Source organism: Rufibacter aurantiacus, from assembly GCF_017916345.1.
Classification (GTDB): domain Bacteria; phylum Bacteroidota; class Bacteroidia; order Cytophagales; family Hymenobacteraceae; genus Nibribacter; species Nibribacter roseolus.
On record NZ_JAFMSV010000005.1, the window covers coordinates 294654 to 307597 of the forward strand.

Annotated in this window: 10 protein-coding genes; 3 read left to right on the forward strand and 7 right to left on the reverse strand. The window is 53.8% G+C overall.

What is annotated here, in order from left to right:
* Positions 1-37: 37 nt before the first annotated feature.
* Entirely contained in the window at positions 38-1012 is a 975-nt protein-coding gene (locus J3P34_RS20105) for an NAD(P)-dependent oxidoreductase (RefSeq protein WP_210490432.1), read from the forward strand.
* Between the two features lie 262 nt (positions 1013-1274).
* On the opposite strand, the gene J3P34_RS20110 is transcribed toward J3P34_RS20105, so the two are convergent.
* On the reverse strand, positions 1275-2603 hold the full coding sequence (locus J3P34_RS20110) for a type IX secretion system plug protein (protein ID WP_210490433.1): 1329 nt from the start codon (positions 2601-2603) through the stop codon (positions 1275-1277).
* Positions 2604-2826: 223 nt separating this feature from the next.
* Positions 2827-4755 (reverse strand): ABC-F family ATP-binding cassette domain-containing protein, encoded by a 1929-nt coding sequence (locus J3P34_RS20115; RefSeq protein ID WP_210490434.1) that lies wholly within the window; start codon positions 4753-4755, stop codon positions 2827-2829.
* Between the two features lie 398 nt (positions 4756-5153).
* On the opposite strand from J3P34_RS20115, the gene J3P34_RS20120 reads away from it, so the two are divergent.
* Entirely contained in the window at positions 5154-5729 is a 576-nt protein-coding gene (locus tag J3P34_RS20120; RefSeq protein ID WP_210464473.1) for a 2'-5' RNA ligase family protein, read from the forward strand.
* 54 nt (positions 5730-5783) lie between these two features.
* Here J3P34_RS20120 and J3P34_RS20125 read toward each other — a convergent pair whose 3' ends face one another.
* The 5 genes from J3P34_RS20125 to hslV all read right to left on the reverse strand — a co-directional run bounded on the left by J3P34_RS20125 (position 5784) and on the right by hslV (position 10582).
* Positions 5784-7217, reverse strand: a complete 1434-nt coding sequence (locus tag J3P34_RS20125; protein ID WP_210490435.1) for a pyridoxal phosphate-dependent decarboxylase family protein — start codon at positions 7215-7217, stop codon at positions 5784-5786.
* A gap of 198 nt (positions 7218-7415) precedes the next feature.
* Positions 7416-8012, reverse strand: coding sequence for a DUF4136 domain-containing protein (locus J3P34_RS20130; protein ID WP_210464475.1), 597 nt, complete (start codon positions 8010-8012; stop codon positions 7416-7418).
* Positions 8013-8117: 105 nt separating this feature from the next.
* Positions 8118-8822, reverse strand: coding sequence for a VOC family protein (locus J3P34_RS20135; RefSeq protein ID WP_210490436.1), 705 nt, complete (start codon positions 8820-8822; stop codon positions 8118-8120).
* A gap of 139 nt (positions 8823-8961) precedes the next feature.
* Positions 8962-9933 carry a deoxyhypusine synthase family protein gene (locus tag J3P34_RS20140; protein WP_210464477.1) on the reverse strand — a complete coding sequence of 324 codons (972 nt, stop codon included), beginning with the start codon at positions 9931-9933 and terminating at the stop codon, positions 8962-8964.
* Positions 9934-10042: 109 nt separating this feature from the next.
* Entirely contained in the window at positions 10043-10582 is a 540-nt protein-coding gene (hslV, locus tag J3P34_RS20145) for an ATP-dependent protease subunit HslV (protein WP_207431224.1), read from the reverse strand.
* Between the two features lie 326 nt (positions 10583-10908).
* Here hslV and nagB point away from each other — a divergent pair, with 326 nt between their 5' ends.
* On the forward strand, positions 10909-12849 hold the full coding sequence (gene nagB / locus J3P34_RS20150) for a glucosamine-6-phosphate deaminase (RefSeq protein WP_345890388.1): 1941 nt from the start codon (positions 10909-10911) through the stop codon (positions 12847-12849).
* Positions 12850-12944 lie beyond the last annotated feature (95 nt).

Genomic DNA, 12944 nt, shown 5'->3' on the forward strand with positions numbered 1-12944 from the left:
CAGCTTGCCTCCTTTTCGGGCCTGAATCATCTTTGCTATGATATTACCTTCTACTTCACCCTTCCGTTGTCTTGTAATTGACCTGATGCACGAAAGCCTGTTGCCCATGCTGGAAAACCTGGGGGTGGAGGTGACCTACGTGCCGGACGTGAAAAAGGAAGAAGTCCCTGACATGGTTCAAGATTACCAGATGCTGGTGGTGCGCAGCAAAATGCGAATCACGGCCGATTTCCTGAAACATGCCCCCAACCTGGAGATCCTGGCCCGGGCCGGCGCCGGCGTAGACAACATTGACGATGGCGTGCTGGAAGCCCGTAACATTACCCTCATCAACGCCCCCGAAGGTAACCGCGACGCAGTGGGCGACCATACCCTGGGCCTGCTGCTGGCGTTGTTCCGGAAAATCACCCGAGGTGACCGCCAGATAAGGGAAGGCCAATGGCTGCGCGAAGACAACCGCGGTGAGGAAATCGGCGGCAAAACCATCGGGCTGATCGGGTACGGGCACATGGGTAAATCCTTCGCCAAAAGATTGATGGGCTTTGACTGCGAGGTGCTGGCCTTTGATCAACAACCGGTAGAGAACCCTTTTCCGCACGTCCGGCTGACGTCTTTGGAGGAAATCCAGGAAAAGGCGCAGGTGCTGAGCCTGCACATCCCGTACACCAAAGAGAACCATCATTTTGTGAATGCCCAAGTGCTAGCCGGGTTCAGGCATCCGCTGTGGGTGCTGAATACCGCTCGTGGCGAAGTGTTGGACCACGCCGCCCTGGTAGAGGCTATGAAAACCGGGCAGGTTCCTGGTGCCGCCTTGGACGTGCTGGAGAACGAGAAACTGAAAACGCTCACTTCAGAACAGCATGAAAGACTGACTTATTTGATGGATCATCCGCGCGTGATACTGACGCCCCACATCGCCGGTTGGACCCACGAATCCTACGTGCGCATCAATGAGGTTTTGGTCCACAAACTGGCAGGCTTTCTAGCCACTAGAAGTCGAGAATCGCTTTAAGCATGTATTCCTGAAAATAGCCCGATTGTAGCGGCGTTACACCGTAACGCCGTTGTTCAACGCAGCAGCCCTGGTCCCCATCACCAACCCCAGTTTTGAATTCTCGCTTTTAGGAAAGGTTTGCGGGTGGAGGGACGGTTTTGTTTCATAGTCACACGGCGTTACGGTGTAACGCCGCTACAGATTAGGTTTTACAGCCGTTTTCCAAAAAACGGCCTTAAAACAGAAGCGCCTCTCTTAATCTAAGAGAGGCGCTTCTGTTTTATTTCTGCGGGTTGAACTGGATGGTGGAGTACCCGATGATCTGGTCGGCGCGGGAGCCGGGTGGGCGGTAGTAGACCAGCACATCGTAGACGTTCTCGGTGGCGAAGTGGCTGCCTTCGAAGTGGCGGGGATCTGGCTGGCCGTTGGCGCCTTTCATCGCGAAATAGTAGTTGTAGTACCCTTGCTTGAGCAGGACGGTACCGGTGTAGGCCTGTTTCTCGGCATCGTAAGTCATCCGGAAAGGCTCCTGCAGTTGCCAGTCAGATAGACCCCCGAAGATGTACACGGGGCCAGGGGCGGGCTCTGCGGCCTGAAGCGAGAAGGTTACCTGCTGGTAATCGGCGTTAAGGGGGGCGTTGCCGTATTCGCGGCTCCCGAAGAGGAACTTACCGTTGGCGTCTGGCTGGGTGCTATAGGCTTCACGGGCGCGGCTTCGGCCGGTGATGGCGTACACCCGGTCCGGGTTAGCAGAGACATCGCGGCGCTCCACCCCAAATCCGCTGAACCGCTCGCTGCGCGTGTCTATGGCCCGGAACTCATTCAAGCCCAGAAACGCCTGTTCGGGCTCAAACAACTGGTACTCCAGCCGGCGCTGCGATTCCTGGATGAAGGTGGGGCGGGTGAAGTACTTGGCATTGTCCCAGCGGTGGTTCTGGCGCATGACCACTTTGATCTCCTGGGCCGGGTTCACCAGCGGGTATTGGGCATAGAAGATGTTGAAGTCCAACTGCTGGCGCACGTAGCGGTCGCCGGCGCCCGGGGTGGCCACCGGTTTCAGCCCTACGTTCACCAACTCCTCAAAAATGACGAAGCGCCGGCTCAGCAGCAGGTTTCCGCCTTCTTCGGTGACTTCCATGAGGTAATTCCCGCTTATTTTCACGCGCGGCAGCTGGAACCGGTAATGCCAGTATGGCACCTTGGTTCCCGCCGAAGGCTCCACTTCCATGATGTAGAACTCGTTGTAATCCTGCACATACTGGAGCGGCTGGAGTTGCGAGGGCTTCCAATCGGCGTTGCAGTGGTAGAATTTCACCACGGCACGGCCCCGGGGCGCGGTCATGCGGTCAAACTCCAGCACCAGCGGGCTGGACTGGTCAATGGGTACCACCGGCGGGGCTAGCACATCGCCTACGTTGAGGCTTCTGGAGTAAAACTGCACCGACCGGACATCCTGGGCGTAGACGGCATCTTCAAATCTGACGGATCCGGTGCTCGAGGTGGCCGCCCCACCAGTGCCTGTGGTTTCTACCGGCACGCAGCCGGTGAGGGTGGAGGCTACCATCGCAAAGGCTAGAAGGCTGTGTTTCCAGTTTAGGTTCTTTATCATGTGAGGAGTTTCAAATAGGGCAATGTAATCCGCGTTTAAGGGAAATACCGATAAACGGGAGGCCGGGGTTTTCGGGTTCTCAAGTTAAGTTAAACTTCGCTTCTAAACGATGGCCCCTGGCGTGCCCTTGCCCAAAATTCTGTTTTTATCCTGATTTTCTAAAAACAGGCCTGAAAAAGAAAACCCCACCGGCCTTGCAAGACGGTGGGGTTTCAGTGAATCTTTATTTAAGCTGGTTTTCCAGCTCGTCTACCTGTTCCATGAGTTGTTCCCAGGTGGTTTGTTCTTTGTCCAATTGGGCTTTGACCTTGTTGAACTGCTGGGTGGCCTCGTGCAGGGCGTTGGGGTCTGAGTAGGTGCTGGGCAGGGCCAGTTTGCTTTCGCAGTTCTTGAGCTTGCCTTCCAGATCATTCACCAAGCCTTCAATCTGCTTTAGTTTCTGGTTGATCTTCTTCAGCTCCTGCTCCAGTTCCTGCTGCTGGCTGGCGGTGGGCTTCGGTTTGGGCTGGGCTTTGGCAGCGGCGGCTGGCTGAGTAGTCTGGCGTTTACCGGTTTTCTCGCGCTGCTCCATCCAGTACTCATATTCATGATACGTGCCGGGGTATTCCTTTAGCTCATGGTCTTCAATGTACCAGATCTTGTTGGCCACGTTCTCTACAAAGTACCGGTCGTGGGAGATGACCACGAAGGTACCCTCGTACTGTTCCAGCGCCTGGATAAGGATGTTCACGCTCTGCATGTCCAAGTGGTTCGTGGGCTCATCCAGCAAGAGGAAGTTGGCCTCGGAGATCAGGGTTTTGGCCAGTGCCACGCGGCTTTTTTCGCCACCCGAGAGGACTTTTATTTTCTTGAAAACGGTATCGCCGGTGAACAGGAAGGAGCCCAGTACGCCGCGCAACTCCATCTCGGTGCGGCGGCTGCCGGCCTGTACCATTTCCTGAAGGATCTCATTTTCCACGTTCAGGCTCTCCAACTGGTGCTGGGCGTAGAAGGCCATGATCACGTTGTGGCCCAACTGACGGTCGCCTTTGATGGGTTCATCGCCGGCAATGATGCGCATGAGTGTGGACTTCCCTTTTCCGTTCGCACCGATCAAAGCGATTTTATCGCCACGCTCAATGTTCACGTGGGTGTTTTTGAAGATGAGTTTCTCGCCGTAGCTTTTGCTCACGTTCTCCAGGCGCAGGAGGTTGCGGCCGGGCTGCACGGTGAACTGGAACTTGAAGTTCACCACCGGGGCATCGGCGGCCACGTCTTCAATGCGCTCCATTTTGTCCAGCGCCTTCATGCGGCTCTGGGCCTGTTTGGCTTTGGTGGCCTTTGCCTTAAAACGGGCGATAAACTGCTCGGCCTGCTTTATCTGCTGCTGCTGGTTCTCGTAAGCGCCTTTCTGAATCTCGTTGCGCAGTTCTTTTTCCTCTAAATAAAAGCTGTAATTGCCGGCGTACACGTTCAGTTTACCGCCGGAGACTTCCACGGTAACGTTGGTGGTCCGGTCCAGGAACTCACGGTCGTGGGAAACAATCACCAGCGCACCTTCATAGGCTGCCAAGTAATTTTCAATCCATTTGATGGAAGGTAAGTCCAGGTGGTTGGTAGGCTCATCCAGAAGCAGGAGGGAGGGTTTCTGCAAGAGGATCTTGGCCAGCATCACGCGCATGCGCCATCCGCCGGAGAAAGTCTTCAGGGGCTGCTGCAGTTCCTGCGTGGTGAAGCCCAGACCCTCCAGGATCTCCTCGGCTTTCACCTGTATGTTATAGCCGTCCAGGGCCTCAAAGTGCTCCTGCAGGCGGGCCAGTTTGTCAATGTGCTCGTCCTGGTAATCTGTTTCCATCTCATGCAGCACCTCGTCAATTTGGCGCTGCAGGTTAATGGCTTCCTCAAACGCCTGCAGGGCCACGTTCAGGATGCTCTCGTGGGTGTCATAAGACAGCAGATCCTGGTTCAGGAAACCCAGCGTGGTGTCGCGGCTCATCTGGATGCTGCCGCCGTCGGGTTTGTATTCACCCACCAGCAGGCGCAGCAGCGTGGATTTGCCGGTCCCGTTCAGGCCTACCAGCCCAATCTTGTCTTTGGGTTTGATGTGCAGGTTGGCGTCTTCGTACAGCGTGCGGCTCCCGAAATGGAAGTTGAGGTTATTAATGGAAATCATGGGTCAAATAGTATCGGAGGGCAAAGGTAGCACTTTGAAAATAATCGGCGTCCGCCTTTTCCTCCAGGGGTGCTTTAAGGCTTATGTTGGCTTGTTCTTAACACAAAACCAGCCGAAAACGTGCCGAGGTCCGGTGGGAAATAGCTGAGGAGAAAGGGCGAGGAGAACGAATGAACCTGTTTAGTGGCTGTTTTCTCAGGAAAGGGCAGAAAACAGATTCAATTTGTAAATGGCTCTAAACGCACAAAAGGACACGCCTAAAATGAAAACATATTTCAAGGTGCCAGATTTCTAGCGTTCTGAACCTATCCCTGAAGAACATTTCACCTTCTTTATCAACGTTTCACCGTTTCTGCCGTTATTTTGGAAAATCAGCCCCAAAACGCTAATCTTAAGATATGGTAGCTATAGTTTCTTTGCTCGATGCCGAACACTCAGACCGGATGAACCAACTGATTTACGGCTTAGAGCGTGAATTTGGGCTGAAGGAAGTACAGAAAACCCCGTACCCGCACATCACCTGGCTCACGGTGAACGACGGCAGCCTGCATAACCTGCAGAAAACGCTGGGGCACGCGGCCGGGATCTGCTGCCGCTTCCGGATCAACACCACCGGCCTAGGCATTTTCCCCGGAGAGAAGCCCGTGCTGTACATCCCGGTTTTGAGAACAGCCAACGTGAACCATTTCCACAACCAGCTCTACAAGGCGGTCTGCCTCCTGAGCAATGAGATAAACCCCTATTACCACCCAGATGTCTGGATGCCGCACCTGTCACTGGCCCTGGGGGACACCACGCCGGAACTGGTAGCCCAGGCCATGGTGTACCTGAACCGCAAAAACTACCAGTGGAAGGTAGAGCTGGACAACCTCACCCTGCTGACTAAAAACGGTGACCTGTTCCTCAAAAACGGCGTCTTTCCATTGGTGGAGGTAGAGGCGAAAGATGTCATCAAACTCTCGACCTCCAAATAAACACCTTTAATAAAGACTCAGCCGTTAGCGCATTCCCATGTTTGCGAAGCTTTCTTAGCTTTTTAGCTCCCCTGCCAACTCCTCAGCTTTCTTCCGAAGAATCTCCAAGGCCAAATCAATGGTGTTCTGGTGCGTTCTAAACGACAGGATGGCCAGCCGCAGCATGAAATTCCCCTCCAGCAGGGTAGAGGATAGGAACACGCGTCCGTCCTGCTGCACCGCTTTGATCAGCTTCTGGTTGAACTCATTCACGTCAGTGGCGACCTCAGGAACGTAGCGGAAAATCACCACCGATAACTCCGGTGCCACCGGTGCTTCAAACCCGGGTGTCTGCTGTAATTCCATATAAGCGTACTCCGCCAGGTTAAGCTTTTCCTCCAGCGCTTCGCGGAAAGCGGCCACTCCGTGCAGTTTCAAGGGGAGCCACAGCCGAAGCCCCCTGAAATGCTTGCTCAGTTCCGGTGACAGATCCGCAGGGGAGGCTTCCTCAGTGGCAGAAAGAGCATCCTGCATGTAATTGGCCAAGTAATGGTGTGTCTCGGCGGTCTGCTTCCGGTTTTTGATGAGCACCGCGCCCAAACCGTAGGGAATAAACAAACCCTTGTGCGGGTCCATCACCACTGAGTCAGCTGCTTCAATTCCCTTCAGCCTTGGTTTACCCGAAGGAGCCAGCGCAAAGAATCCGCCGTAGGCTGCATCCACATGGTACCACAAGCCATGTTTCTTGGTTATCTGGGCTAATTCCGGCAAGGGATCAACTGCGCCCACATCGGTAGTGCCCGCCGAGGCGATGAGGAGCCAGGGCTTCAATCCGGCGGCTTTGTCCTCTGAGATAGCTTGCTCCAGGGCTTGGGGTTGCATGCGGTACTGGGCATCCATGGGGATGTGCCGCACCGGGCATTCCCCCAGACCGGCAATCCGGAGGGCTTTGTCCAGGCAATGGTGCGCGTGGGCGGTGGTGTAGACTACGGCATCGGGGATAATGCGGCTAGTGATTTTCTGCGCGTCACGGGCCGTGGCCAAGGCAATGAGGCTGGCAATGCTTCCTCCAGAAGTCAAGTTACCGGCCGCGTCTGCCGGGAAATCAATAAGGCTGGCCATCCAGCGAAGCAGCATGTTCTCCATCCGCACCGCGCCGGGGGCCGAGAAGAAGATGCCCGCATATTTGTTCGTGACGGCCGCCAGGTAATCTCCCAACCCGGAGTAATACAACCCACCGCCCGGAATGTAGCCCAGGTGTCCGCCGGAGGCCGAGTTAATGCCCGGCACGTCAACCTCGCGCTGCAGCAGGCCCAAGGCCTCTTCTATCTGAATGGGGGTTTCTGCCAGCGGGCTTTCCAGGAGGCCAGCGCCTTTCTCAGGCGTGTCTACAAAGGCAGGTAGGGAAGGAAGTTGGTGAAGGAAATTCTGGACGTAAGTTTCCACGGCCTGCTGAACCGCTAAACGTTCTGGTTCAGTGGGTTCCAGGGGATATTTGGGAGAAATCATTAAAGCAAAAGTCGTTTTATCAGGAATAGCAACGCGCCTGGCTAAAGGAGGGAAGAAGCCTAGGTGTTTCCTTTTCCTTTTCGGGCTGTTTTTCGGGAACCAAGCTATAAAATAAAAGTGGGTTTTGCGGCCGATTTTTCTGAATCAGACGCAAAACCCACTCAAAACAAAATGGAATATGTGAAGCCTGGCTTAACCTTAGTTAGCCGAGGAATTTTCTCTGAGATAGCCTTTCCGGAAGACGCGGTACTGGTCAAAGATGGTTCTCACGGCCCGGTTGAGGTAGGCGGTGTTTTCAGTGGTAGGGTCTGAGAGTACACCTGAGGTGTAACCCTGCCAGACGGCATTCTGCTTTTTATGGTCCAGGAGGGTGACCAGCAGGGTGCCCTGGCTCATGTACATTTTAATAGGACGGTAGGCCTCATGCTCAGTATTGTTGGGCTCCTCGTTGTTCACTAGCCAGATGTCAAACTCTTCCTGCTCGTACCCTTTCATGTTCAGGTCATTGTAGTAGATGTAGTAACTCACCAGCAGATCCGGTTTCTTGTCACTGTACTCGTAGCCCTGGATTTCCAGCCGCTCCCTGATGTATTTCTTCAGCACCTCGTAATTCTTGAGGGTGGTGCTGTCTTCTTCAGAGGCGTGGGTGATGAAATTGAAGGTCCGGTACTTATGGAAAGCACCCGCGTAACTGTAATCTGAACCAAATTTGCGGTGTCCGAAACCCAGGCAGCCACTCAGGCCAGCCATTAAAATCACCAGAAGGATTGTTGACAGAAGGTAGTGCTTTCTCATTTTTCTTTCGTGTTTAAAATTCTGTATCTCCGTTACTTACGACTTTGCAATCCGGGAAGGTTTTAAAATTTTAATGGAAAATGAAAAAAACAGGCTAACCACAAATCAGGCCAGTATTTCCTCCTTTTCCTGAATTAATTCCTTTATCTGTACAGTACCTTCTGTACCCTTTAACAAAAAGTTTCTACTCCTATGCCTGAAGATCACCTGCAGGTCAGAAGCCTTGGCAGGCAGTTGGGTGGGGAACCAGGATCTGCCTTCTTTCACCAGGATGAACAAGCCTGTTTCTGTCCCCAACGCCTTAAAGTCCGGTCCGGCTTCCTGCCAAACCTCCATGCCCGCTGTTTGGGCTAAAAGCCCTACTACTGGGGCGACCTCAGGTGCCACCAAGCCTACCTCACTCACACAGATAATACTTTCAACCCCGAAAGGCGCAGCAGTGGCAGTAGCCAGATTATGCCGGCAGATAAACTCCAGCACGTTTCCATCCAGATCCTGGAAGTAGATTCCTTCGGCGTTCCAGGCCGGGGCGAACAAAAATTCGTCGGCGCCGTCTTTGGCCAACAGACTGGTGCGGGATTGAAGCCAGGCTTTGGCTTCAGTGAGTTGGTTCTCTGGGATGTTGAAGGCAAAGTGATAGTGCGGCGTTTCAGTTTTACCGGCCTGCTCAAATGTTATCCGCGAGGCTCCTGCCTGGAAGGTGAAAGAGGTTTGTGAAGCATCCAGCAAGGCAAGCCCCAGCGTCTGGGTATAAAAATACCGCTGTTTCGGTAGGTTCCTGGCAGAAAGGTGAAGGCGTTGTATCATCATGATTACCAGTTGCTTTTAGGCTCCAGTAAATGGTGTCTTATATACAAGTTATCAAATAATATTGAAATATTCACAACTTTAAGGCATAAAAAAAGGCGGAAGAAACTTCCGCCTTTTCAGGTTTTTACAAATATGGTAATTACATGTCCAGCACAATCGCGAACACCAGCGGCGCCACGATGGTAGCATCAGATTCAATCACGAATTTAGGGGTGTCAATGCCCAGTTTACCCCAAGTGATCTTCTCATTTGGCACTGCGCCGGAGTAAGAACCGTAAGAGGTGGTAGAGTCAGAGATCTGCGCGAAGTAACCCCACAACGGAACCCCGGTGCGCTGTAAGTCCTGGTGCAGCATAGGCACCACGCAGATAGGGAAGTCACCGGCAATACCGCCGCCAATCTGGAAAAACCCGATGGTGGACTCCTCAGTAGCGGTTTGGGTGTACCACTCGGCCAGTTCCATCATGTACTGGATACCGGTTCTCATGGTGTGCACATTCTTGATATCACCAGAGATTACGTGGCCGGTGTAGATGTTACCCAGGGTAGAATCTTCCCAGCCCGGTACGAAGATAGGCAGGTTCTTCTTGGCCGCTTCCAGCATCCAGCTGTTTTTAGGGTCAATTTGGTAATACTGCTCCAAATCACCAGATAACAGGATCTGGTAGAAGAACTGATGCGGGAAGTAGGCTTCGCCGGCCTGATCGGCTTTCTGCCAGTATTTCAATACGGTGTGCTCCAGACGGCGCATGGCCTCTTCTTCCGGAATACAGGTATCGGTTACGCGGTTCAGGTGACGGTCCAGCAGGTCTTGCTCGTCCTGAGGGGTCAGGTCGCGGTAGTTAGGGATGCGCTCGTAGAAATCGTGGGCTACCAGGTTGAAGATGTCTTCTTCCAGGTTGGCGCCGGTACAGGTAATGGCCTGCACTTTGTCCTGACGGATCATTTCGGCTAAAATGATTCCCAGTTCGGCGGTACTCATGGCACCGGCCAGGGTAATCATCATTTTACCGCCGTTGTTCAGGTGCGTTTTATAGCCTTCGGCGGCATCAATTAACGCAGCAGCGTTGAAGTGCTTGTAATGGTCTTTCAGGAACTGAGTTACCTTCATTCTGTTGTTAAATGTTTTAAAAAGCTTGAAATAAAGCAATTTAAACCTCTAGTGGCTTTCAGATTTCTCGCTTTCTGAGGTTCAAAGTGCAAACACAGATACTACCTGCTTAGTTCGGTTTTTCTATGATGAAATTATGGTTTGTGTAGATACAGATATCGGCAGCGATGGTGAGGGCCTCGCGTACCATTTCCTCGGCGGTGAGGTGCGGAGCGTGCTTCTTCAGCGCCAGCGCCGCAGACTGCGCGTAGGTGCTGCCAGACCCGATGGCAGCGATCTGGTAATCGGGTTCCAGCACGTCGCCGGTGCCTGAGATGATGAGCAGTTCCTCTTTATTTGCCACCACCATCATGGCTTCCAGCTTGCGCAGGTACTGGTCTTTGCGCCAGTCCTTGGCCAGTTCAATGGCCGCACGCTTCATGTTGTTGCTATAGGCGGCCAGTTTTTCCTCAAAGCGCTCCAGCAGGGTGAAGGCATCGGCGGTGGAGCCGGCAAAGCCCGTCACAATCTTGCCGTCCTGCAGCTTGCGGATCTTGCGAACGTTGCTCTTGGCAATATATTTATCCATGGTGGCCTGGCCATCGGCACCCAAAGCCACTTCCCCGTTATGGTAGATGCCCAGCACGGTGGTTGAACGTATCTTCGTCATGCTATTCCTTTCTTAATGAGAAGCCTTGGCCTCTGGTTTAGTGCCGCGAAAGTACGACAAAGTTTCCTAATACCCGAACTTACCCCTTAACCACACCAATGCCGCCGCTCCTTCTCGGGATGTAGCAAAGCATTGTGGCAATTTTGACTTGTTTTCCCAAAATCAGCTTAAAAACACCGGGCAATCCTGAAAAAACACTTCATTGCAAGAGAAGGGATTGAGAAAAAAGGGGTTTGTAGATAAAATTTAATAACAAATTTCATCTTTTTAAATTTTGTGAATTTGTAGGTCCTTCTACCTTTGTAGGCTCCACCCTGGCAACATCCATTAAACAAAATACTACTATGAGCAGGCTTAACCTTTTGGAGGAGACCCGGTACGAGAAGGTGCCGGTAACGGTGTATCATGACCAACACGAGGCCTCCAGGGCAGTTGCCCAGCGGATTGCCGCCTTGATTAGAGAGAAGCAGGCCAAAGGCGAGAAAACCGTGCTGGGCCTGGCTACGGGCGCCACACCCGTGGGCGTGTACGCCGAGCTGGCCCGCCTGCACCGCGAGGAAGGCCTTACTTTCCGGGACGTAATCACCTTCAATCTGGATGAGTATTACCCCATGAAACCCACCGCGCCGCAGAGCTACGTGCGTTTCATGGACGAGAACCTGTTCAACCACATTGATATTGACAAGGCTAACGTGAACATCCCGGACGGAACCTTGCCCCTGGACCAGATTCCGGCTTTCTGCCTGGAGTACGAGCGCAAAATAGAGGCCCTGGGCGGTTTGGACCTGCAGGTGCTGGGCATCGGTCGTACGGGGCATATCGGGTTCAATGAGCCAGGCTCCGCTCCCAACTCCGGTACCCGCCTGGTGACCCTGGATGACCTTACCCGCCGCGATGCCTCCCGCGATTTCGGGGGTAAGGAGAACGTGCCCACCAAGGCCATCACCATGGGAATAGGGACCATCTTTAAGGCCCGCGAGATTGTGCTCATGGCCTGGAACGGCAAAAAAGCTTCTATCGTGCGGAAAGCCGTGGAAGGGGAGATCTCCGGCGAGGTACCTGCCACTTACCTGCAGCTCTCTGACAACGTGGAGTTTGTCCTGGACCAAGACGCCGCCCAAGATTTAACCCGCTTCGGGACGCCGTGGCTCGTGAAAGACTGCGTCTGGGACACTGCCCTTACCCGCAAAGCAGTGCTCTGGCTCTCGGAGAATGTGAAGAAGCCTATCCTGAAACTGACTGAGGAGGACTACAACGCCCACGGCATGGCCCAACTGGGGGTTAACCGCGGACCGGTCTACAACATCAACATAGACGTCTTCAACCAACTGCAGCACACCATCACCGGCTGGCCTGGCGGCAAACCGAACGCCGATGACTCTGGAAGACCGGAGCGGGCCGCTCCGGCGCAGAAACGGGTGCTCATCTTCTCGCCGCACCCAGATGACGACGTGATCTCCATGGGCGGTACTTTTATCCGGTTGGTAGACCAAGGCCATGATGTGCATGTGGCTTACCAGACCTCCGGCAATACGGCGGTGTGGGATGATGACGTGCTGCGCTACATGGAGTTCGCGATTGACTTTAGCCGCAGCATCGGGCATGACGGGGAGACATTGACCTCGGTGTACGAGCAGATGCGCACCTTTATAGGGGAGAAGCAACCCAACCAGGTAGACACCCCGGAAATCCAGAACGTGAAGGCCTTCATCCGGAAGAGCGAGGCTATTGCGGGTGCCCGTTACGCCGGCCTACCCGATGACCATATCCATTTTCAGGCGCTGCCTTTCTACGAGAGCGGTAAAACGAAGAAGAACCCCGTCACCGATAAGGACATTGAGCTCACCATGGAACTGCTGCAGAAGGTGAAGCCGCACCAGGTGTTCGCCGCCGGCGATTTCGAGGATCCGCATGGTACCCACATTGTCTGCTTCAACATCATACTGGAGGCCTTGAGAAGGCTGCAGGCGCAAGGTGAGGCTTGGGTGAAGGATTGCTGGCTGTGGATGTACCGCGGCGCCTGGCACGAGTTTGAGACCCACGAGATTGAGATGGCTGTGCCTTTGTCGCCGCAGGAAGTGGAGCGTAAGCGCATCGCTATCTTCAAGCACCAAAGCCAGAAAGACCGCCCCGTTTTCCCCGGCGACGATGAGCGCGAGTTCTGGGTACGCGCCCAGGAACGCAACCGCGAAACCGCCCGCCGCTATGACCAACTCGGCCTCGCAGATTATGAAGCTATGGAGGCCTTCGTGCGGTACCATTATTAATCATTTCTGAAAAGCCAATATAAAGCCGCCTCGGGAAGTACCTGGGGCGGCTTACTTATTTTTAATGGTAGGGCAGGAAAGGAGCGTGCAAAGGC